This window comes from Streptomyces sp. MGP-P1, from assembly GCF_057766565.1.
The window spans coordinates 2,606,129-2,626,413 of record NZ_JBYMEM010000007.1 but is presented as its reverse complement, the minus strand read 5'-3'; the positions used below and the strand labels follow the sequence as shown (position 1 = coordinate 2,626,413).

At 72.3% G+C, this 20,285-nt stretch carries 19 protein-coding genes and 2 pseudogenes; 8 read left to right on the top strand and 13 right to left on the bottom strand.

The window, feature by feature from the left end:
- Nucleotides 1–30: 30 nt before the first annotated feature.
- Both AC3CH1_RS33360 and AC3CH1_RS33355 read right to left on the bottom strand, forming a co-directional pair.
- On the bottom strand, nucleotides 31–1,023 hold the full coding sequence (locus AC3CH1_RS33360; RefSeq protein ID WP_488466278.1) for an aldo/keto reductase: 993 nt from the start codon (nucleotides 1,021–1,023) through the stop codon (nucleotides 31–33).
- Between the two features lie 93 nt (nucleotides 1,024–1,116).
- A complete protein-coding gene (locus AC3CH1_RS33355) occupies nucleotides 1,117–2,025 on the bottom strand; it encodes a glycoside hydrolase family 16 protein (protein ID WP_488466277.1) in 909 nt (302 codons plus the stop codon).
- A gap of 268 nt (nucleotides 2,026–2,293) precedes the next feature.
- On the opposite strand from AC3CH1_RS33355, the gene AC3CH1_RS33350 reads away from it, so the two are divergent.
- Nucleotides 2,294–2,857 carry a DNA polymerase ligase N-terminal domain-containing protein gene (locus tag AC3CH1_RS33350; protein ID WP_488466276.1) on the top strand — a complete coding sequence of 188 codons (564 nt, stop codon included), beginning with the start codon at nucleotides 2,294–2,296 and terminating at the stop codon, nucleotides 2,855–2,857.
- A 32-nt stretch (nucleotides 2,858–2,889) separates the two neighbouring features.
- Here the strand turns inward: AC3CH1_RS33350 and AC3CH1_RS33345 are convergent, their stop codons facing one another.
- The 6 genes from AC3CH1_RS33345 to AC3CH1_RS33320 form a co-directional block, all read right to left on the bottom strand.
- Entirely contained in the window at nucleotides 2,890–3,189 is a 300-nt protein-coding gene (locus AC3CH1_RS33345) for a HEAT repeat domain-containing protein (protein WP_488466798.1), read from the bottom strand.
- Nucleotides 3,190–3,243: 54 nt separating this feature from the next.
- On the bottom strand, nucleotides 3,244–4,020 hold the full coding sequence (locus AC3CH1_RS33340) for a uracil-DNA glycosylase (RefSeq protein WP_488466275.1): 777 nt from the start codon (nucleotides 4,018–4,020) through the stop codon (nucleotides 3,244–3,246).
- 9 nt (nucleotides 4,021–4,029) lie between these two features.
- Nucleotides 4,030–5,067, bottom strand: coding sequence for a hemolysin family protein (locus AC3CH1_RS33335; protein WP_488466274.1), 1,038 nt, complete (start codon nucleotides 5,065–5,067; stop codon nucleotides 4,030–4,032).
- The gene (locus AC3CH1_RS33330; protein ID WP_488466273.1) at nucleotides 5,064–6,422 is read right to left on the bottom strand and encodes a hemolysin family protein; all 1,359 of its coding nucleotides are present in this window, start codon (nucleotides 6,420–6,422) and stop codon (nucleotides 5,064–5,066) included. The genes AC3CH1_RS33335 and AC3CH1_RS33330 overlap by 4 nt, the downstream gene beginning before the upstream one ends.
- 330 nt (nucleotides 6,423–6,752) lie before the next feature.
- Nucleotides 6,753–7,685: a M56 family metallopeptidase gene (locus AC3CH1_RS33325; RefSeq protein WP_488466272.1), complete on the bottom strand. Its 933-nt coding sequence runs from the start codon at nucleotides 7,683–7,685 to the stop codon at nucleotides 6,753–6,755.
- 2 nt (nucleotides 7,686–7,687) lie between these two features.
- Nucleotides 7,688–8,119, bottom strand: a complete 432-nt coding sequence (locus AC3CH1_RS33320; protein WP_397923693.1) for a BlaI/MecI/CopY family transcriptional regulator — start codon at nucleotides 8,117–8,119, stop codon at nucleotides 7,688–7,690.
- Nucleotides 8,120–8,400: 281 nt separating this feature from the next.
- Here AC3CH1_RS33320 and AC3CH1_RS33315 point away from each other — a divergent pair, with 281 nt between their 5' ends.
- From AC3CH1_RS33315 to AC3CH1_RS33305, 3 genes and pseudogenes are all read left to right on the top strand, one after another.
- Nucleotides 8,401–8,976, top strand: a complete 576-nt coding sequence (locus tag AC3CH1_RS33315; RefSeq protein ID WP_047175329.1) for a TerD family protein — start codon at nucleotides 8,401–8,403, stop codon at nucleotides 8,974–8,976.
- A gap of 70 nt (nucleotides 8,977–9,046) precedes the next feature.
- Nucleotides 9,047–9,627: pseudogene (locus tag AC3CH1_RS33310) on the top strand (TerD family protein).
- A gap of 148 nt (nucleotides 9,628–9,775) precedes the next feature.
- A complete protein-coding gene (locus AC3CH1_RS33305; protein WP_488466271.1) occupies nucleotides 9,776–10,534 on the top strand; it encodes a hypothetical protein in 759 nt (252 codons plus the stop codon).
- Here the strand turns inward: AC3CH1_RS33305 and AC3CH1_RS33300 are convergent.
- The 3 genes and pseudogenes from AC3CH1_RS33300 to AC3CH1_RS33290 all read right to left on the bottom strand — a co-directional run bounded on the left by AC3CH1_RS33300 (nucleotide 10,437) and on the right by AC3CH1_RS33290 (nucleotide 13,670).
- Entirely contained in the window at nucleotides 10,437–11,186 is a 750-nt protein-coding gene (locus AC3CH1_RS33300; RefSeq protein ID WP_488466270.1) for a gamma-glutamyl-gamma-aminobutyrate hydrolase family protein, read from the bottom strand. The genes AC3CH1_RS33305 and AC3CH1_RS33300 overlap by 98 nt on opposite strands.
- 51 nt (nucleotides 11,187–11,237) lie before the next feature.
- Nucleotides 11,238–12,706 (bottom strand): annotated as a pseudogene (gene eat / locus AC3CH1_RS33295) (ethanolamine permease).
- A gap of 211 nt (nucleotides 12,707–12,917) precedes the next feature.
- Entirely contained in the window at nucleotides 12,918–13,670 is a 753-nt protein-coding gene (locus AC3CH1_RS33290; protein ID WP_488466797.1) for a FadR/GntR family transcriptional regulator, read from the bottom strand.
- Between the two features lie 139 nt (nucleotides 13,671–13,809).
- On the opposite strand from AC3CH1_RS33290, the gene AC3CH1_RS33285 reads away from it, so the two are divergent.
- Genes AC3CH1_RS33285 through AC3CH1_RS33275 form a run of 3 tightly spaced genes read left to right on the top strand, consistent with a single transcriptional unit; the run spans nucleotide 13,810 to nucleotide 17,375 of the window.
- Entirely contained in the window at nucleotides 13,810–15,174 is a 1,365-nt protein-coding gene (locus tag AC3CH1_RS33285; protein ID WP_488466269.1) for a glutamine synthetase family protein, read from the top strand.
- Between the two features lie 27 nt (nucleotides 15,175–15,201).
- Nucleotides 15,202–16,584 carry an aldehyde dehydrogenase family protein gene (locus AC3CH1_RS33280; RefSeq protein ID WP_488466268.1) on the top strand — a complete coding sequence of 461 codons (1,383 nt, stop codon included), beginning with the start codon at nucleotides 15,202–15,204 and terminating at the stop codon, nucleotides 16,582–16,584.
- A 5-nt stretch (nucleotides 16,585–16,589) separates the two neighbouring features.
- Nucleotides 16,590–17,375: a 3-oxoacyl-ACP reductase gene (locus tag AC3CH1_RS33275; protein ID WP_488466267.1), complete on the top strand. Its 786-nt coding sequence runs from the start codon at nucleotides 16,590–16,592 to the stop codon at nucleotides 17,373–17,375.
- Nucleotides 17,376–17,456: 81 nt separating this feature from the next.
- Here AC3CH1_RS33275 and AC3CH1_RS33270 read toward each other — a convergent pair whose 3' ends face one another.
- Both AC3CH1_RS33270 and AC3CH1_RS33265 read right to left on the bottom strand, forming a co-directional pair.
- Nucleotides 17,457–18,662: a PucR-like N-terminal domain-containing protein gene (locus AC3CH1_RS33270; protein WP_488466266.1), complete on the bottom strand. Its 1,206-nt coding sequence runs from the start codon at nucleotides 18,660–18,662 to the stop codon at nucleotides 17,457–17,459.
- On the bottom strand, nucleotides 18,659–18,811 hold the full coding sequence (locus tag AC3CH1_RS33265) for a hypothetical protein (protein WP_003970781.1): 153 nt from the start codon (nucleotides 18,809–18,811) through the stop codon (nucleotides 18,659–18,661). Before AC3CH1_RS33265 ends, AC3CH1_RS33270 begins: the two co-directional genes overlap by 4 nt.
- Nucleotides 18,812–18,993: 182 nt before the next feature.
- On the opposite strand from AC3CH1_RS33265, the gene pgfA reads away from it, so the two are divergent.
- On the top strand, nucleotides 18,994–19,977 hold the full coding sequence (gene pgfA / locus AC3CH1_RS33260) for a cell envelope lipid trafficking protein PgfA (protein ID WP_488466265.1): 984 nt from the start codon (nucleotides 18,994–18,996) through the stop codon (nucleotides 19,975–19,977).
- Nucleotides 19,978–20,285: the final 308 nt, after the last annotated feature.

The window sequence follows — 20,285 nt, the reverse complement described above, 5'->3', positions numbered from 1 at the left end:
GCGCCCCGGCCGTTCCGGCCCCGCGCGCCGTCACCAGCGGTCGTGGACCTCCGCACGGATCGACCGGTCGTACAGGTCCCGCACCGCGTCCAGCGTGGACTGCGGCAGCGGCTCCAGGCCGGCCGCCGCTGCGTTGGCGCGGGCCTGTTCCACCGAGCGTGCGCCGGGGATCACGCTGGTCACGCCCGGCTGCTGGATGATCCAGCGCAGCGCGGTCTGCGCGGGGGTGGCGCCCTCGGGGGCCAGTGCGGCGAACTCGGCGGCCGCGGCGACGCCCGTCGCGTAGTCGATGCCGGAGAACGTCTCGCCCCGGTCGAACGCTTCGCCGTGCCGGTTGTACGTACGGTGGTCCTCGGGGCCGAAGACCGTGTCCTGGGTGTACTTGCCGGAGAGCAGGCCCGAGGCGAGCGGCACCCGGGCGATGATGCCGACGCCCGCCGCTGCCGCCGCCGGGAGCACCTCGTCCAGCGGCTTGAGGCGGAACGGGTTGAGGATGATCTGCACGCTCGCGACGCCGGGGCGCGCGATGGCGGTGAGCGCCTCGGCGCAGGTCTCGACGCTCACGGCGTAGGCGGCGATCCGCTGCTCGGCGACCAGGGTGTCCAGGGCGTCGTAGACGGCGTCGGAGGAGTAGACGCCGCTGGGCGGGCAGTGCAGTTGTACGAGGTCGAGCGTGTCGGTCCCGAGGTTCGCGCGCGAACGGTCGATCCAGGTACGGAAGTTGTCCAGGACGTAGTTCTCTGCGACCTGGTCGGCGCGGCGGCCCATCTTGGTGGCGACGAGGACGTCGGTGTCGGAGCGGTTCTTGAGGTAGCGGCCGATGAGCTGTTCGCTGCGGCCGTCCCCGTACACGTCCGCGGTGTCGAAGAAGGTGACGCCGGATGCGACGGCCGCGTCGAGAACCCCGAACGCGTCGTCCTCCGCGACCTCGCCCCAGTCGCCCCCGAGCTGCCAGGTGCCCTGTCCGACGACCGAGACGTCACGGCCGGTCCTGCCGAGTGTGCGCTGTTCCATGAGGATCATGCTATTCCGCTTCTGGGGTCGGGGGGTGGACGGCGGCAGGAGCACCTCTGCCGCCGTCCACGTATCGGGGGCCGCCCCGGTGCGGGCCGGTGGTCAGTCGCCGGTCGTCACGCGGACGTAGTCGATGACCATCTGCTGCGGGAACCGCGTGCTGCCGTCGGGGTCGCCGGGCCAGTAGCCGCCGACCGCGAGGTTCAGGATGAGGAGGAACGGCTTGTTGAACACCCACTGGTTGCCGCCCAGGTCGGCCGGGGTGCGCCGCTGGAAGACCTGGCCGTCGACGGACCAGGTGATGGCGTCGGGTGCCCAGTCGACGGCGAAGGTGTGGAAGTCGTCGGCGAACGCCTGCCCGTTCGGCAGCGTGTACGCGGCTCCGATGCCACCGGAGCCGGAGTATCCCGGTCCGTGCAGGGTGCCGTGGACGGTGCCGGGTTCGAAGCCGACGTTCTCCATCACGTCGATCTCGCCGCTGTTCGGCCAGCCGACGTTGCCGATGTCGTCGCCCAGCATCCAGAACGCGGGCCAGATGCCCTGGCCGCGCGGGATCTTGATGCGCGCCTCGACGTGGCCGTAGGCGGCGGAGAACTTGCCGGAGGTGTTGAGCCGGGACGAGGTGTACTCGCAGGTCCCGTACCAGCACTGGTAGTTGCCCGGGTTCTCCTTCCGGGCGGTGATCACGAGGTTGCCCTGGCCGTCGAGGGCGGCGTTGTCGTTGCCCGGCGTGTAGTACTGCCGTTCGTGGTTGTTGACGTTGTCGCCGGTCTCGGTCTGCCACTTGCCGCCGTCCACGGCGGCGCCGGCCGGCCCGTCGAACTGGTCCTCGAAGGCGACGGCCCGCGCCGTGGGCCCGGGGACCGGGGAGCCGGCGGGCGGTGCGGCGGACGCCCCTCCGGGGAGTGCGGTCAGGATGGCGGAACAGCAGAGCAGCGAGGCGGCACAGAGGGCGACGCGGCGGCGCCGGGAAACACCGCGCGCCGTGGAGTGCGTGGGGTGCACGGTCATCACATCACTTCGCGTGGGGGGCATGCGCATGACAGATCACTGCCGAGAGGTGAACGGTTGGGGCGTTCACCTCGGGCCCATATTTCACTACTTGATTTAAGGGAGTCCCACGGGAGCCGTCAATAACCTGGTCCAGACCGGAAAGGGAACGGCATATCACCAGAGCATATGCGCCTGAAGGCAGTCGGCTCATCGTGCGGTTCGTCCCGGGCAGCCGCAGAGTGGAAACAGGGACCGGCGCGACGCCGGGGCACGAAGGGAGCACGACGTGGAGAACGACGGCACACCGCGGCCCCACTTCGTCGTGCAGATCCATGACGCGCGACGCCTGCACTTCGATTTCCGGCTGGAGGTCGACGGCGTACTGAAGTCCTGGGCGGTGCCGCGCGGCCCGTCGGAGAACCCCAGCGACCGTCGGCTCGCCGTACCGACGGAGGATCACGCCCTGGAGTACCGCGAGTTCGAAGGGGTGATCCCCCACGGCGAGTCCGGCAGCGGCACGGTCATCGTCTGGGACCAGGGCACCTACCGGCCGCTCGGGCACGACGGACAGGGCGACGCCGTTCCCTTCTCCGAGTCCCTGGCGCTCGGCCATGCGACGTTCTGGCTGTACGGGTCGAAACTGCACGGCGAGTTCGCGCTGACCCGCATCCAGAAGGGCGACGAGCCGGACAGCGGCGGCCACGAGGCGTGGCTGCTGATCAAGGCGAACGACCGCCTCGCCGTTCGCGGCAGGCCCGGTTCCCCCGACCCGTACCACGCCAGGTCCGCCCGTACGGGGCGGACGCTGCACCAGGTCGCCGCGGCGGCGTCCCGGGGACCCGGAGGCTGACCACACGCCCCGGGGGACGCCCGGGCGCCCCGTCAGGCCCCCGCGCCGGAGATCTCAGCGAGCACGTCCGTATAGAGCGGCCGCCGGTCGGGCCGGGCGTGGGCGACGGTCCGGCGCAGGACCGGGACCGCCGCGTCGCCGAAGCCGACGAGCGCGTCCCGGGCCGCTCTCCGGACCCCCGGCCTCGTGTGGTCGAGGAGGCGGACGAGGGCGGGCGGCGCGGGCTCCCAGCCGGCGCGGCCGAGCGTCCGCGCGGTCATGCGCACCACGTCGGGCAAGGGGTCGGACAGCAGGAGCGCGGTGAGCCGGGCATGGGTGTCCCGGTCGAACAGGGCGCGCGAGGTCCGGTGTGCGTGCAGGCGTGCCCTCCAGCGACTATGGCTGTCTCAGGTGGCGATCCCCGCGACTGTGGCTGCCTCTTGGAGCACGTCGACCAGCATGGGCATGGTCAGCCGGCCCGTGAAGGTGTTGCGCTGGCTGGGATGGTAACTGCCCAGCAGGTGCAACGCCTGTCGGCGCTCGGTGGCGGGCAGCACGACCCGGGCGCCATGGCCGAAGGCGGGGCGCGGACGCGGAATCTCCCACCCCGCCTCCGCGAGGGCCGGAAGCAGCGCCTGCCAGCCGAAGCCGCCGAGGACGACCACCGCGGTCAGCCCCGGACTCAGCAGGTCCAGCTCCGCCGCGAGCCAGGGACGACAGGTGTCGCGTTCCTCGGGGGTCGGCCGGTTCTCCGGAGGCGCGCAGTGCACGGGCGAGGTCAGTCGCACGCCGCGCAGACGGAGCCCGTCCTCGACGTGGACCGAGGACGGCTGCGAGGCGAGGCCCACCGTGTGCAGCGCGGAGAGGAGGAAGTCCCCGGTCGCGTCACCGGTGAACATCCGCCCGGTCCTGTTGCCGCCGTGGGCCGCGGGCGCCAGCCCCACCACCGCCACCTTGGCATCCGCCGGGCCGAAGCCCGGCACGGGTCGCGCCCAGTAGTCCTGGTCCCGGAACGCGGCGCGTTTGACCCCGCCGACCTCCTCCCGCCACGCCACGAGCCGCGGACAGGCGCGGCAGTGGGAAACGAGGACGTCGAGCTCGCCGAGCCCGGTGCACGAGGGCGCGTGCCGCGCCGGGAATCCCCGGTCGTCGGCCGCCGCCACCGGGTCCGCCGCCTCGTCCATGCCTCCAAGCTACTTCCCGGCCTGCCGCGGTGCCGTCGGGGGATGCAGCAGCCGGGCGAGCAGGTCGTCCAGGCTCACCAGTCCGGTGGGCCCGCCCTCCCCGTCACGTACGACGGCGATCGTGGCCCGCCGCTCGCGCAACTGCTCCACCGCATGTGCCGCGGTCGCGTCCGGGGCCAGCTCGGGGACGGGCCGGGCCAGGTCGCGGGCGAGGACGTCCCGGCCGCCGGCGCGGGCCACGAGGGCGTCCCGGGCGTGCACCGATCCGAGGATCTCCTCCCCGTCGCGTACCAGCAGGCGGGTGCGGTCGGCCTCGGCGGCAGTGGCCAGGATCCGGTCGAGCCCGGCGTCCGCCGGAACCGTCGCGATCCGCTCCACGGGGGTCCGGAGCACGGAGACCGGGGTGCCCGGCTCGGTCAGGGACCTGGTCATCAGTCCGGAGTCGCCCTTGCTGATCAGCCCGAGGCGCTCGGACTCCTCGATCAGGTGGGTGAGCTGGTCGCGGTTGTGCACCGAGGCGAGTTCGTCGCGCGGGGTGACCCGGCACAGCCGCACGAGGGCGTTGCTGATCGCGTTCAGCAGCCGGATCAGCGGGCGTACGACGCCCACCACGGCACGGAAGGCCGGGCTCAGCAGCATCGCGGAGCGCTCAGGGTGGGCGATAGCCCAGGATTTCGGAGCCATTTCGCCGATCACCATGTGCAGGAAGACGACGACGGTCATCGCCAGCGCGAAGGCGATGCCGTAGCTGAGGGCCGCGGGCAGGCCGAGCCGCTCCAGCAGCGGGTCCAGCTCGTGGGAGATCGCGGGCTTGGACACCGAGCCCAGGCCCAGGGTGCAGATGGTGATGCCGAGCTGGGCTCCGGCGAGCATCAGCGACAGCTCGCGCATCCCGTCGAGCGCGGCACCGGCCCCGCGCTGCCCCCGGGCGGCGGCCTGTTCCATGCGGTGTCGCTTGGAGGCGACCAGGGCGAATTCGGCGGCGACGAAGAATCCGCTGCCGATCAGGAGGAGGACCGTCACGAAGAGCGCCATGGGGAAGCTCATGCCTGCGGCTCCTGTTCGGTGGGTCCTGCGGGGCCTGTGGGGCTGACGCGTTCGACGGGTTCGGCGGGTTCGACGCGGACGTACTCGGCGACGTGCCGGTCGAGGGTGCGCACCTCGATCCGGACCGCGCCGGTGGTGAGCCGGTCGCCCACGGTGGGAAAGCGTCCGAGCCGGTCGATGATCAGCCCGGCCAGAGTGTCGTAGTCCTCGCTCTCCTGGGGCAGTGCGACGCCGGTGGCCTCCTCGATCTCGTCGAGGCGGCGGCCCGCGTCCACGATCCAGCCGGAGCCGTCGGCGACCGCGAGTTCGACGACGGTGTCGGACTCGTCGGCGATGTCCCCGACGAGTTCCTCGGCGATGTCCTCGTACGTGACGATCCCGGCCAGGCCGCCGTGCTCGTCGAGGACGACGGCGAACTCGTCGTCGCGCTCGCGCATCTGCGCGACCGCCGCCGGGAGCCTGAGGAGCTCCGGCAGCAGGAGGGGGCGGCGGGCCAGGGAGCCGACGGTGGTGCGCCCGACGTCGGCCGCGGGCAGCCGCATCAGCTCCCGCACGCCGAGGACTCCGGCGGGGTCGTCCGGGTGGTCGCCGAGCACCGGGTAGTTGGAGTGCCCGTACCGGGCGATCAGCTCGACCGCCTCGGCGGCGAGGGCGTCCCGGCGGACGAACGCCACGTCGGCGCGCGGGACCATCACCTCGCCCAGGTTCCGCTCGGAGAACTCCAGCGCGTGGTCCATGAGCTCGGCCGTGGCGGCCGGGAGTTCGCCCTGTTCGCGGGATTCACCGATGAGGTGACCCAGCTCCTCCAGGGTCGCGCCGTGGTGGAGCTCCTCGACCGGTTCGATGCCGATGCGGCGCAGCAGCCGGTTGGCGACGCCGTCGAAGACGTGGACCACGGGGCCGACGATCCGCAGGTAGATCAGGGTGGAGGAGGCGAGGGACTTCGCCATGCTCTCGGGCACGGCCAGGGCGAGGTTCTTGGGGGCGAGTTCGCCGAGGACCATCTGGATGACGGTCGCCACCACGAACGACAGCGCCACGGAGATGCCCGAGACGAGGCCGTCGGAGAGGCCGGTGCCGCTCAGGGCGGGCCGCAGGAGGGCGGAGACGGACGGTTCCGCGAGGAAGCCGACGACGAGTCCCGTGACGGTGATGCCGAGCTGCGCGCCGGACAGCATGAAGGAGAGCCGCTCCAGCACCTGCACGGCGCGGGCGGCCCTCCTGTCCCCGGCTGCGGCCTCCCGGCCGAGGGTCAGCCGGTCCGCGGAGACGTACGCGAACTCCTGGGCCACGAAGTAGCCGGTCCCGGCGGTGAGGACGAACACGGCCAGCAGACCGAGCAGGGCGGAGGTCATCGGTCACCCGCCCCGCGCGCGAGGCGGCGGGCGGCCCTGCCCGGGGCCGCGGGTCGGTGACGGTGGGGGTCGGGCCCCGTGGGGCCCGGACTGGCGGACAACGCGTGGCTCCTGTCCGGCTGGGTTCTCCAGCCATGGGGTTCGAGGGGGACGCACTCCGGCGGGAGGCGGGCACCCGGGCATGATTCTGCATGCCGGGCGGGTGAGGAACCGCCGTCGACGAGGCCCGCGTTCCGTGGCTGATGAACTCTACAACCCTGTAGCGACAGGCGGCGGCCCGATCTTCGCGGCTCCGGGCCGGGCGCCGCCCCGCCCGAGGGACGCCCCGGGTTACAGCGGTGTCGCCGCCTCCAGGACGAGGAACAGCGCGACGGCCGCGTTCAGCGCGGACAGCGCGGAGACGGTCGTCCCGGCCGCGGCGACGAGCGCGGCGACACCGGCGGGGGTGAGGGCGGGGGGCCAGCCCCGGTCCGGCGGCACCGGGCCCAGGAGCGCCGCCACCCGTCGCGGTACGGGCCCCGCCGCTGCGAAGGCGGCGAAGGCCGCGCCGCCGGGCGCCGGGCGGGAGACGAGCGCCGCCCTGCCGACCGCGCGTGCGGTCAGCCGGCGGTCGCCGGTGACCCGGGCCGCTTCCTCGTCCGCCCAGCGTTCCGTGCTGTAGACCAGGGCCCCGAGCAGCGGCCACAGCAGCGGATTGACGCAGCCCGCCAGCCGGGTCGCGAGCAGCAATCGGTGGTGGTGCCCCGCCAGATGGGCCCGTTCATGGGCGAACAGCGCCCGGTGCTCGGCCGGTTCGAGGGAGGCGAGCAGCGCCGTGGAGACCATCACCCGTCCCGGGGAGCCGGGGAGCGCGTAGGCGTACGGGACGTCGTCGGGCAGCACGGCGACGTCGCCGCCCGGCAGGCCCGCGAGCGTCCGGTGGGCCCGCGCCCGGAAGCGGTAGTGGCGGTGGACGGTGACCGCGCAGGCCGCCGTCACGACGACGAGCGCGAGGATGGCCGCCTTGCCCGCGAACGCGTCGTGCGGCACGGCCTCGCGGACCTCGGCGTCGGACCAGCCGTCGGGCAGCGGGTTGCCGGGCAGCTGGGCCGTGCCCACCACCACCAGCAGTCCGAGACACACCAGGCTGCAGGAGGCGAGGATCACGGCGACAGTCGTCAGCAGCCGGGCGGCCCTGCGGGGATGCAGGTGCTGTTCGGCCAGGCGCGCGATCGGCAACGCGGTCAGGGGCAGCACCAGGGGCAGGTAGACGAAGACGCCCATCGTCAGCGCTCCGGCCGGTCCGAGGGCGTTCCGGTGTCGTCGGGACCGCTCTCGGCGAGCAGGGCCCGCAGCAGCTCCTCGTCGTGCGAGGAGAGGACGGAGACGAAGCTGGAGAGCACCGCGTCCCGGTCGCTCTGCTTGTCGAGGAGGCGGCGCATCCGCAGGGCGGCGAGCCCCGCCTCGTTCGCCACGGGCTCCCACAGGACGGGGCGGCCGCGTCCGGTGCGCGTGACCGCCTGCTTGGCGTGCAGACGCGTCAGGATCGTGATGACGGTGCTGTACGACAGGCCCGCGCCGAGCCGTTCCAGCACCCAGGCGGCGGTCACCGGCTCGCTCGCCCCGCCCAGCACCGACAGCACCTGGGCCTCCAGCTCGCCCTGGCCACGCCTGCGGGCGGGGGACTCCCGCTCGCCACCGGCTCCTTCGGCGTCCACGGCCCGACCCCTCTCTCCGTCCGTCCGCCCGGCTTTCTCCGTTCGGTCGCCCTGCCGTGGCGTCTCGCCTGCCGGGCGTCCGGAAATCGTATCCAGCCGGCGGAGGTACCGGCGACCGGCCGGGGCGGGCCGAACACCTCCTGGCCCCGAAAATCTACAGTGCTGTAGATTTTCTCGTAGTCGCAGAGTGTCCGCGCCGTCACCCGCGGCGTGGCCGCCACCACGTGAACCCCCGTCACCGCACACACGTGAACACCCGTCACCGCACAAGGGAGAACATCATGGGCGTGAGCCTCGCCAAGGGCGGAAACGTCTCGCTGAGCAAGGAGGCCCCGGGGCTGACCGCGATCCTCGTCGGTCTCGGCTGGGACGTCCGCACGACCACCGGCACCGACTACGACCTGGACGCGAGCGCGCTGCTCTGCGACGAGGCGGGCAAGGTGCTGTCCAACGAGCACTTCGTCTTCTACAACAACCTCAAGAGCCCCGACGGGTCGGTCGAGCACACCGGCGACAACCTCACCGGTGAGGGCGAGGGCGATGACGAGATCGTCAAGGTCGACCTCGCCTCGGTGCCCGCGACCGTCGCGAAGATCGTGTTCCCCGTCTCGATCCACGACGCGGAGAGTCGGGGGCAGAGCTTCGGTCAGGTGCGCAACGCGTACATCCGGGTGGTGAACCAGGCGGGCGGCGCGGAGATCGCCCGCTACGACCTGAGCGAGGACGCCTCCACCGAGACCGCGATGGTCTTCGGCGAGCTGTACCGGCACGGCGCCGAGTGGAAGTTCCGCGCGGTCGGGCAGGGTTACGCCTCCGGCCTCAGCGGCATCGTCGCCGACTTCGGCGTCAGCCTCTGAGCCGACGGGATCCTCGAGGCGCACGCCCTACCGTAGTCACCCCAGTCACCCAGTCACCGAAGGCGGAACGATGACGATCAACCTCACCAAGGGCCAGCAGGTCAGCCTCACCAAGTCCGGCGGCGGCGAGCTCGGCGTCGTACGGATGGGACTGGGCTGGAAGTCCGCTCCCCGTAAGGGATTTCTGGCGCGGCTGACCGCCCGCGAGATCGACCTGGACGCCTCGGCGGTGCTCTTCGCGGGCCAGGCCCCGCAGGACGTGGTCTTCTTCCAGCACCTGACCAGTGACGACGGTTCGGTCCAGCACACCGGGGACAACCGGGTCGGCGGGGCGGGCCAGGGCGGGGACGACGAGTCCATCGTCGTCGACCTGCGGCGCGTGCCGGTCCATGTGGACCAGATCGTCTTCACGGTGAACTCCTTCACCGGTCAGACCTTCGAGGAGGTCGAGGCGGCCTTCTGCCGTCTGGTCGACGAGAGCAACGGCCAGGAGCTGGCCCGGTACACCCTGACCGGCGGCGGGCGGCACACCGCCCAGATCATGGCCAAGGTCCAGCGCTCCGGCTCGGGCTGGCAGATGACCGCGATCGGGCGCCGGCGGACGGGCGGACCTTCCAGGACCTCATGCCCGCGGTCACGCAGCACCTCTAGACACCCTCCGGAACACCGTTCCGGACGCTTCGAACGCCTCACCGGACAGCCGCGGAGGTGCGCACGCGGCACGTGCGCGCCCCCGCGGTGCGGTGACGGAACACCCACCACACAGGTGTCGGCACACCTGTGTCGACCGAGGGACAGCATGGGCAGACCTACCCGGCTCGGAGACGAGGACAGCTCCGACTACGGACGCGCACTCGACGAGGTGATCGCCTCCCCGGAGATCCAACGCCTGCTCGAACACACGGGAGTCCACGGCGGCAGGCTGCGCGTCCGGGGCCTGGCGGCCGTGGCACGCACGACGCCCGCGGCCGACGCCGAGTACCGGCGCTACGCGGCCCTGCGGCGGCGCGCCCGGGGCGTACGGCAGGGCGCCGGAAGCCCGCCGCTCTCCGGACCGGGCTCTCAGGAGCGGCCGGGGGCCGGGGTGCTGGCAGTCCTCGGGGTGCTGACGCCGGTGCTCGCCGCCGTGGCCGCGGCGACGTTCCTGCTGCTGGGCCACGGTCTGCGACTCGCCGGGGCGCTGCCCTCCCTGGCGGGCACCCTCGTCGGCGTCGGCTGGTTCGCTCTGGTGGTCGCGGCGGTCACGGCCCTGGTCAGCGTCGTCGCCCTGTACCGCACGGCGGCGAAGCAGTCGGCCGACGGCGCGGCGACCGTGCCCGACCGGTTTCCCGCCGTCGAGGACGCCCGTGAGGCCTGGCTCGCGGCGCTGCGCGACCGGGGCATCAGGCCGTTCCTCCTCCAGGAGCTGGCCGGCGCGACGAAGCCCACGCCGGGTGCCGGCGAGGGCCTCGGCCCCCGTTTCAGCCCACCGGCGTTCGCGGGGCCCGACTTCTCCGGTCCTGGGTTCGAGGGCTCAGCGCCGCCCGCGCCCCGGCCGCCCCGACCAGAGCGGCCATGACCCGGGTGTCCTCGCCCATCTCGGGGTGCCACTGCACCCCGAGCACCAGGCTCCCGTGCCCGGGGAGTTCCAGGGCCTCCACGGTCCCGTCGGGGGCGTGGGCGGAGGCCACCAGACCGCCGCCGAGCCGGTCGACCGCCTGGTGGTGGTAGGCGGGCACCACGGCGGTCTCCGGGACGGCGTCCGCGTACGCGGTGCCGGGCACGGGGGTCACCGGGTGGCTGCCGAAGACGCCGGGGCCGCCGGTGTGGTCGTCCAGGTGCTGGTGCAGGGTGCCGCCGAGGGCCACGTTCAGCAGTTGCATGCCCCGGCAGATGCCGAGCAGCGGGACCTCCCGTTCGATCGCGGCCCGGATCAACGCCAGCTCCCAGGCGTCGCGTTCGCGGGCCGGGGGGCCGGTACGGGGATCGGCGACCGCCCCGTAGCGCGCCGGTTCGACGTCCGCTCCCCCGGCGATCACCAGCCCGTCGAGGGCGGCGACGGTGTCCCGGGCCGCGTCCCGCGCGTCGTCGGGCGGCAGCAGCACTGCGAGCCCGCCCGCCGCCCGGACGAGGCGGGGATAGCCGGCGGGCAGCAGCACCGCGGGCATCTCCCACACCCCCCAGCGGGCCGGGTCCTGGTAGGTACTGATGCCGATGACGGGCCGGGACATGAAACGTGCTCCTCGTTGGATCGGTGGGGCCGGACGGAAAGGGTGCGGGGCTCAGTCGCGGGCGAGTTCGGCCTCGGCCGCCGCCAGTGCGGCGAACTCCTCCTCCGGGGCCCCCGCGACCAGCCGGTGACGGCTGTAGAAGGCGAAGTAGGCCAGCGCCACCGCGTACACGCCGAGGGCGATGAACGCCGCGTCGCGGTCCACCAGGAAGGTCGCCACCAGTGCCGAGCATGCCAGAACGAAGGCCACGGACGAGGTGAGCGCTCCGCCGGGGGTGCGGTAGGGGCGCGGCAGCTCCGGTTCGCGGCGGCGCAGCACCAGGTGGGAGAGGGCCATGAGGGCGTAGCTGATCGTGGCGCCGAAGACGGCGACGTTCAGCATCCGGCCGCCGTCGCCGCTCCAGGCGGCGAGCGCGAACCCGATGATTCCGGGGATCAGCAGGCCGAGGTAGGGGGACTTGCGGCGGTTGGTCAGCGAGAGGAAGCGCGGCAGGTACCCGGCCCGGGAGAGGGCGAACAGCTGGCGGGATCCGGCGAAGATCAGGGAGAAGAAGGAGGCCACCAGTCCGGCGAGGCCCGCGTAGTTCACGAAGCGGCTCAGGGCGGTCGGCTCACCGGTGCCCTGCAGGGCCACCACGAGCGGGTTCCCGGCCTCCTTGATGGCGTCGGCGCCCTGGGCGCCGGTGGCGGAGATAAAGGTGATGACGGCCAGGAGGACCAGCACGGCCAGGGAGATGGCCAGGGCCTTGGGCATCGAGCGGACCGGGTCCTTCGCCCCTCGGCGGCGAGCGGCACGCCCTCCACGCCGAGGAAGAACCACATGCCGAACGGGAAGGCCGCCCAGATCCCGAGGAGTCCGAACGGCAGCCAGGAGGAGGAGCCGAAGGCGGAGGGGTCCGCGGGGATGTCGTTGAGCCGGCCCGCGTCGAACTCGGTGAACGCGCCGACGGCGAAGATCAGCAGCGCGGCCACCGCGATGGCGGTCACCACCAGGCTGAAGCGGAGCGCCTCGCCGACTCCCCAGAGGTGGATGCCGATGAAGACCGCGAAGCAGGCGAGGTAGACGGGCCAGCCGGAGGTGAGGCCGAAGAGGCCGAGCGATTCGACGTAGTCGCCGATGAACAGCGCGATCGCGGTGGGCGCGAGGATGTACTCGATGAGGATGGCCGTGCCGGTGAGGAAGCCGCCCCACGTGCCGAGCGCCCGCCGGGCGAAGCCGTAGCCGCCGCCCGCCGTGGGCAGGATGGCGGAGAGTTCGGCCAGCGCGAAGACCAGACACGCGTACATGACGCCCATCAGGACCATGGCGACGGCGAGTCCGCCGAAGCCGCCCTTGGACAGGCCGATGTTCCAGCCGGAGAAGTCGCCGGAGACGACGTAGGCGACGCCGAGCCCGGTCAGCAGGAGCCAGCCGGCACTGCCCCGGCGCAGGGTCCTGCGGTGCAGATACGCGTCCGTGCCGGACACCCCCGGGCTCGCGTCACCGGGTGGTCCGGCGGGTGTTTCGGTTCCCTGAGCCATGAGGCGCTCCAGATGTGTGTCGACTTCATCGTGGGAACTGCTTCGACCAAAGGTCCGTCGGCACACCTTTGTGGAACGCCGGGGGAAGCGCAAGGGGCGTGCGTTAAGGAGTGGTTACGGATTCGAGGTGTGGCTACGGATGCGGGGCGTGGTTACTGATGCGGAGTGTGGTTACGGATCCGCCTCGCCACCTCGGCGGCGCGGGACCGGCTCAGGCGAGGAAGCCGCGGAGCAGGGCCGCCGTGCCTCCGCAGTGCTCGCGCATCATCTCGCGGGCCGCGTCCGCGTCCCGGTCGAGCACCGCCTCGACGACGGCCGCGTGCTGCTGCTGGGAGTGCTCCAGGTTGCGCACCAGCAGCGGGATGCAGTCGAGCAGTTCGTTGAGGGTGGCCCGGACCGCGGCGTACTGCGCGGCGAGCGTGCGGGAGCCGGAGAGTTCGGCGAGCGTGAGGTGGAGCAGGGTGTCCTGGCGGCGGTAGTCATCAAGCCGGGCGCCCCGCGTCGCGTCGAGCGCGGCCCGCAGCCTGGCCCCGCCGTCCGCCGGGAGCCATTCGGCGCACAGGCCCGCCGCTCCCGCCTCCAGCACCTCGCGGAAGCGCAGGGTGTCCTCCACGTCGACGGCGGCGATGCGGCGGCGCAGTTCGCCCCCGCCGTCGGGGGCCGCGGTGCGCGGCAGGACGAACGTTCCTCCGTAGCGGCCCCGGCGACTCTCGACCAGGCTCTGGTCCTGGAGCACCTTGAGGACCTCGCGCAGCGTGACCCGGCTGATCCCCAGATGCTGGGACAACTCGCGTTCGGAGGGGAGCCGTTCGCCGGGCGGGACCAGCCCGAGGCGCAGGGTCTGGAGGAGCTGCTCCAGCGCCTCCTCGAAGCCGTTGCCCGCACGGACGGGCCGCAGCACGGAGGCCGGCGGGCCGGTCACGGTGTCGCTCCCGCCCCCGGCGGCGTCGACCGCCGCCGTCACCACCTCCGTCGCGGCCACCGCCTCTACCGCCGGACGGGTGTCGTCGGCTCTCCTCCTGGTGGCCACTCGCGTATCCCCTTCCCAAGCAATGGTTCCCTGCCATACCTTAAGCCTCCCGGTTCACCCAAGGAGGCATCCCGTGGCAGACCGCACACCCCCGCTCGGCGTCGACGAGCTCCGTTCACGGGTCGCGGACGGGTCGATAGACACCGTGGTGCTGGCCTTCCCGGACATGCAGGGCAGGCTCCAGGGGAAGCGGTTCGCGGCCGGGTTCTTCCTCGACGAGGTGCTGGAGCACGGCACCGAGGGCTGCAACTACCTCCTGGCCGTGGACACCGAGATGCGGACCGTCGACGGCTACGCGATGTCCTCGTGGGAGAACGGCTACGGCGACTTCGGCATGGTCCCCGATCCCGCCACCCTGCGCCCCGTCCCCTGGCACGAGGGGACCGCCCTGCTGATCGCGGATCTCGCCTGGCACGACGGCAGTCCGGTGGTGGCGGCCCCGCGCCAGATCCTGCGCCGCCAGCTCGACCGGCTGGCGGAGCTCGGATACACGGCGCAGGTCGGCACGGAGCTGGAGTTCATCGTCTTCCGGGACAGTTACGAGGAGGCCTGGGACCGCGACTACCGCGGGCTGACCCCGGCCAACCAGTACAACATCGACTACTCGATCCTCGGCACCGGCCGCATCGAGCCGCTGCTGCGCCGGATCCGCAACGAGATGCAGGAGGCCGGGCTGACCGTCGAATCCGCCAAGGGCGAGTGCAATCCCGGCCAGCACGAGATCGTCTTCCGCTACGACGAGGCGCTCACCACCTGCGACCAGCACGCCGTCTACAAGACGGGCGCCAAGGAGATCGCGGCCCAGGAGGGCGTCTCGCTGACGTTCATGGCCAAGTACGACGCGCGCGAGGGCAACTCCTGCCACATCCACCTCTCGCTGACCGACGCGGACGGCGCGAACATGATGGCGGGCGACGGCGAGGGCGGCATGTCCGGGCTGATGCGGCACTTCCTGGCCGGACAGCTCGCAGCCCTGCGGGACTTCTCCCTCCTCTACGCGCCCACCATCAACTCCTACAAACGCTTCCAGCCCGGCTCCTTCGCCCCCACCGCCGTCGCCTGGGGCGTCGACAACCGCACCTGCGCCCTGCGGGTCGTCGGCCACGGGCGCTCGATGCGCTTCGAGAACCGGCTGCCCGGCGGCGACGTCAACCCGCACCTGGCCGTCGCCGGTCTCGTCGCCGCCGGACTGTACGGGGTCGATCACGGGCTGGAGCTGCCCGAGGCCTGTACGGGCAACGCCTACACCGGGGACTACGACCGGGTGCCGACGACGCTGCGCGAGGCCGCCGAGCTGTGGGAGGCCAGCCCCATCGCCAAGGAGGCGTTCGGCGAGGAGGTCGTCGCCCACTACCTGAACATGGCCCGCGTCGAACTGACCGCGTACGACTCCGCGGTGACCGACTGGGAACTGCGCCGCTCCTTCGAACGCCTCTGACCACCACTTCCCGATCGAGGTCCGTACGTGTCACAACCCACCCTGGACGTCCTCGACCCGGCGACCGCCGAGGTCATCGCCACCGTCCCGGCTGCTTCGGCCGCCGATGTGGACGCCGCCGTCACCCGTGCCGCCGCCGCCCAGCGGCGCTGGGCGGCCGCCGCGCCCGCCGACCGGGCGCGGCTGCTGCGCCGCTTCGCCGTCGTCGTCGACGGACACATCGAGGAACTGGCCCGCTTGGAGGTCCGCGAGGCCGGACACACCATCGGCAACGCCCGGTGGGAGGCCGGCAACGTACGGGATCTCCTCGACTACAGCGCGGGCGGCGCCGAACGGCTCCTGGGCCGGCAGATCCCGGTGGCGGGCGGCATCGACTTCACGGTCCTGGAGCCGCTGGGCGTCGTCGGGGTCATCGCCCCGTGGAACTTCCCGATGCCGATCGCCGCCTGGGGCCTCGCCCCGGCCCTCGCGGCGGGCAACGCCGTCCTCCTCAAGCCCGCCGAGACGACACCGCTGACCGCTCTCCGGCTGGCCGAACTCGCCCTGGAGGCGGGGCTTCCCGAAGGTCTCCTCCAGGTGCTGCCCGGCGAGGGGCCGGTGGCCGGGAGCGCCCTGGTCCAGCACCCGGGCATCGCGAAGATCGTGTTCACCGGCTCCACCCGGACCGGCAAGCACATCATGACCCGCTGCGCGGAGCGCGTAAAGCGGCTCACCCTGGAGCTGGGCGGCAAGAGTCCCAACATCGTCTTCGCCGACGCCGATGTGGAGGCCGCCGCGGCTGCCGCGCCGATGTCCTTCCTGGACAACGCCGGTCAGGACTGCTGCGCCCGCACCCGGATCCTGGTCGAGCGGTCCGTGTACGACCGCTTCCTCGCTTCGCTCGTCCCGGCCGTGTCCGCCGTCGTGGTGGGCGACCCGGCCGACGAGAAGACGCAGATGGGGCCGCTGATCTCGGCGCTCCAGCGCGACCGGGTACGGGGCTTCGTCGACGGTGACCGTGGTGCCGACGGCGTACGGACCATCCTCGGGACGGCCCCCGAGGGTCCCGGGTTCTGGTACCCGCCGACCGTCCTCGCCGGGGTCTCGCCCGAGGCGCCGGTGGCGGTCGAGGAGGTCTTCGGGCCCGTCGCCGTGGTCCTGCCGTTCGAGGACGAGCAGGACGCGCTGCGCCTCGCCAACGCCACCGACTACGGACTCGCCGGCTCGGTCTGGACCCGGGACGTCGGCCGCGCGCTGCGCGTGAGCCAGGGGCTGCGGGCGGGCAACCTCTCCGTCAACTCGCACGCCGGCGTGCGCTATGCGACCCCCTTCGGCGGCTACAAGCAGTCGGGCCTCGGCCGCGAGCTCGGCCCGGACGCGTTGGCCGCCTTCACCGAAACCAAGAACGTCTTCATCAGCACGGAGGCCTGAGCACCATGACCGACACTTCTTCCGTCTGCCGCCGCCTGGTCGGCCGTACCGCCGTCGTCACCGGAGCCGGCAGCGGCATCGGCCTGGCCACCGTCCGGCGGCTGGCCGCCGAGGGTGCGCACGTCGTCTGCGCCGATGTCGACGAGGAGAGCGGCAAGGCGGCCGCCGAGGAGGCGGGCGGGCTCTTCGTCCGTACCGACGTCACCGACGCCGACCAGGTGGACGCCGTCTTCAAGGCCGCCTTCGACACCTACGGCTCGGTCGACATCGCGTTCAACAACGCGGGGATCTCCCCGCCGGACGACGACTCCATCCTGGACACCGGCCTGGAGGCCTGGCGGCGGGTGCAGGAGGTCAACCTGACCTCCGTGTACCTCTGCTGCAAGGCGGCGATCCCCTACATGCGCGAGCAGGGCAAGGGGTCCATCATCAACACGGCGTCCTTCGTGGCCCGGATGGGCGCGGCCACCTCGCAGATCTCGTACACCGCGTCCAAGGGCGGGGTCCTGGCGATGTCGCGCGAGCTGGGGGTGCAGTTCGCGCGCGACGGCATCCGCGTCAACGCCCTGTGCCCGGGCCCGGTCAACACCCCGCTTCTCCAGGAGCTGTTCGCCAAGGATCCGGAGCGGGCCGCCCGGCGTCTGGTGCACATCCCGGTCGGCCGGTTCGCCGAGCCGACCGAGATCGCCGCCGCCGTCGCGTTCCTCGCGAGCGACGACTCCTCGTTCGTGAACGCCACGGACTTCCTGGTCGACGGCGGGATCGCCGGGGCGTACGTCACCCCGGTCTGATCCGGAGCGTGCCGGCCGTCCCGGCCTGCCGACGGCACCGGCGGCCGGACGTTCGCGGACGTCCGGCCGCCCGGTCGCCGTTCAGCCCGCGGTGGCGGCCGGGTCACCCCGCAGACGCCGGGCGCGGAGCACCAGGAGCATCTCGAAGCGCTGATCGGGTTCGTCGATGGCGTCACCCCACAGCTCGCGGATCTGCCGCAGCCGGTAGCGGGCCGTCTGGGGGTGGATGCCGAGGCGGGCGGCCACCTCCGGGGCGCCGCCGGGGGTCTCGATCCAGGCCAGCAGCGTCTCGGCCAGGCGCCGGGCCTGGGTCGGGCCGAGGCCCTCCAGCGGGGCGAGGCAGCGGCGGGCGGACGCGTCGATCAGCTCCTGGGCGGGAAGCAGCAGCAGTTCCTCCGTCCGCTCGGTGCAGTACAGCACCTCGCCCTGCGGCAGCAGGTCCTTCTTGATCAGCTGGACCGCGGTCTCCGCCCACCGCAGCGAGGTCGCCGCGGCCGCCAGCGGGACCGCCGGGCCGATCGCCCCGGACCAGCCGGCCGTGGCACGCCGCAGGATCTCCGCACGGCCCGCCGTGTCCGGGTCCGGAATGACGATGCGCGGCTGCTCGCTCTCCATCTCCAGCAGAATGCCCTGCCCGACCGCCGGGGCCACGGCCTCGCGGGCCGGGCGCATGAGCACACCCACGGCGATCGTCTCCGGCAGCTCCCAGCCGATGCGGGCGGCCCGCTCGGACAGGGCCACCGACACATCGCCCCGGTGTTCCACCAGGAGGAGCTCGATCAGCTGGCGCTGGAGGCGGAGCCGTTCGCTGGCGCGCCGGGCCGCCGCCTCGGCGTAGCCCCGTACCGACTGTTCCACGAGCCCGTCCAGATACTCGAATCCCGATTCGGCCAGCTCGTACATGGCGGGCGCGGGGATGTCGGCCTGCTGGCCGATCTCGGCGAGCCTGCGCCAGGTGAGCCGGACTCCGAGGCGGTAGATGGCCTGGAGCGCGTCGAGGCTGCGGCCCTCAAGACCCTCGCCGCGCCCGAACTCCTGGAACATCTCCGGCGGCACCCGGGGGTGGGCGCCGGCGGTGAGGTTGTGGACGAAGCCTTCGATGGCGCGGCGGATCCCGACGAGGGCCAGCGGCTCACCGGACTCGTCCTCGACCAGCTCCAGATAGGGATATTCCTGGCGAATCTGGAACAGGATGGACTGAGCGAGCTCAGGGGCCTCGGACCGGGCGATCGCCTCGAAACGGTCGAGCTTCGACCGGGGGACGTCCTGCCAGGCGGGGCGGGTCACGGAACCGCCGGGGCGGTGTCATAGCTGATCAGGGGCGTATTGGGCTGGTCGGGAGTGGCGTCGAGCAGTGCCACGACACCGACCGCCGCACCAACGGCGAGTGTGGCGGCCACCAGAACGGTGACAGCGGCGGCGATGAGTCTGCGCATGGTCGGGTCAGCTCCTTGCTGGAGGCGATCCCCACCCCGTCAGCCGGGCCCCTCCGGCTGGGACACAGTGTCGACAGCACATTGACATTCCGTCAAGGGCTTGCTTAAGTTCACGCCAATCAAGGGCTGACCGGCCCGGGCCCGTGCACCTCCGCGAAGAGATTCGACCCAGGAGTGCCCGGATGCGCCACAACGCTTCACCCCTGTCGCTTGTCCTGCTGGGGGCAGGGGTTTTCCTGCTCGTCCTCGCGCCGCTGCTCGTCTGGTACGTCCAGCCGCATGCCAAGCGCACCCCCGTCGACATCGACACCACCACCGTCTTCACCGGGACGGGCAGCTATTTCGACACGTCCGAGGTGGAGACGGTCGAGGACAGAGCGATCACGATCACGCGGCAGGTGCGCGGGGACGTGGCCGACAGCGAGAAGAGCGGCAACGCCGTGTGGGACGTCTCCACCTCGGTCGACCACCAGGACACCCTGCCCGCCTCGGACCCCCGTGACGCCCTCCAGTGGACCCTGGAGCGCTGGGTGACCGACCGGGTCACGAACGAGCCGGTCCACTGCTGCGAGGAGTCCCCGACCTTCGACGGGGAGGCCTATCTGAAGTTCCCCTTCGACGTCGAGAAGCGTTCCTACCGCTGGTGGGACAGCACGCTGGGCGGGGTCGTACGGCTCTCCTACGCCGGTGAGCAGGAGGTTCAGGGCTACTCCGGCCTGCTCTTCAAGGGCGAGGTCGAGCCCACCAGGACCGGGGTGCGCCAGGTGCCCGGACTGCTCGTGGGGAAGAAGAAGATTCCCCAGGTGCTGGCCGAGGAGTGGTATTCCAACAGCGGCATCGAGCTGGTGGTCGACCGGCGGACCGGCCGGATCATGAACGCGGCGATCGGCCCGAGGAAGACGCTGCGCGCCCCCGGCTCCAAGAAGGACGCCGTCGTGCTCCTGGAGAGCGAGCGGGTGGAGTTCACCGAGGAGACCCAGCTCAAGCAGGTCGAGCTGGCGTCGGCGGACAGCGACCGGCTGGCGATGCTCGGCACGAGCGCGCCGGCCGGGGCCGCGGGGCTGGGCGGTGTGCTCGCCCTGGCGGGCGTCGTGCTCGTCGTCCGGGGCCGCCGGACGGAGCCGGAAGCGCCGAACACTCACATGATGACGATTCCGCACACCTGAGTTACCGGCAAGTTGTTGCACCGGTGAGTAGCCGGGCGCGTACCCGTGCCGAAAACTGTCTATCCCCACCAGAGCACGGCCCCCCGGTCTCGTCCCGTCCGTCCTTCTCCTCTTCACTTCCTCATCACCCTCAGCACCCTCAGCACCCTCATCAGTCTCATCAGTCTCATCACCCTCTTCTCGATCCCTCGCCCCGCAGCCGGGTTCCCCGGCCCCGGCGCGCCCCCGTCCCGGCCCCCCGGTACGTCCCCGCTCCAAGCGGCCCTCGCCCCGAGGGCCGCTCCCCCCGTCCCCGCCCCCCGAGCCGA

Bases quoted from the DNA above. Each gene is read 5' to 3' on its own strand.
- AC3CH1_RS33265 (WP_003970781.1), bottom strand. From the start codon at position 18,811: ATGCGCAGACTCATCGCCGCCGCTGTCACCGTTCTGGTGGCCGCCACA.
- AC3CH1_RS33300 (WP_488466270.1), bottom strand. From the start codon at position 11,186: ATGTCCCGGCCCGTCATCGGCATCAGTACCTACCAGGACCCGGCCCGC.
- AC3CH1_RS33360 (WP_488466278.1), bottom strand. From the start codon at position 1,023: ATGATCCTCATGGAACAGCGCACACTCGGCAGGACCGGCCGTGACGTC.
- AC3CH1_RS33355 (WP_488466277.1), bottom strand. From the start codon at position 2,025: ATGACCGTGCACCCCACGCACTCCACGGCGCGCGGTGTTTCCCGGCGC.
- pgfA (WP_488466265.1), top strand. From the start codon at position 18,994: ATGCGCCACAACGCTTCACCCCTGTCGCTTGTCCTGCTGGGGGCAGGG.
- AC3CH1_RS33340 (WP_488466275.1), bottom strand. From the start codon at position 4,020: ATGGACGAGGCGGCGGACCCGGTGGCGGCGGCCGACGACCGGGGATTC.
- AC3CH1_RS33335 (WP_488466274.1), bottom strand. From the start codon at position 5,067: ATGAGCTTCCCCATGGCGCTCTTCGTGACGGTCCTCCTCCTGATCGGC.
- AC3CH1_RS33330 (WP_488466273.1), bottom strand. From the start codon at position 6,422: ATGACCTCCGCCCTGCTCGGTCTGCTGGCCGTGTTCGTCCTCACCGCC.
- AC3CH1_RS33275 (WP_488466267.1), top strand. From the start codon at position 16,590: ATGACCGACACTTCTTCCGTCTGCCGCCGCCTGGTCGGCCGTACCGCC.
- AC3CH1_RS33325 (WP_488466272.1), bottom strand. From the start codon at position 7,685: ATGGGCGTCTTCGTCTACCTGCCCCTGGTGCTGCCCCTGACCGCGTTG.
- AC3CH1_RS33305 (WP_488466271.1), top strand. From the start codon at position 9,776: ATGGGCAGACCTACCCGGCTCGGAGACGAGGACAGCTCCGACTACGGA.
- AC3CH1_RS33315 (WP_047175329.1), top strand. From the start codon at position 8,401: ATGGGCGTGAGCCTCGCCAAGGGCGGAAACGTCTCGCTGAGCAAGGAG.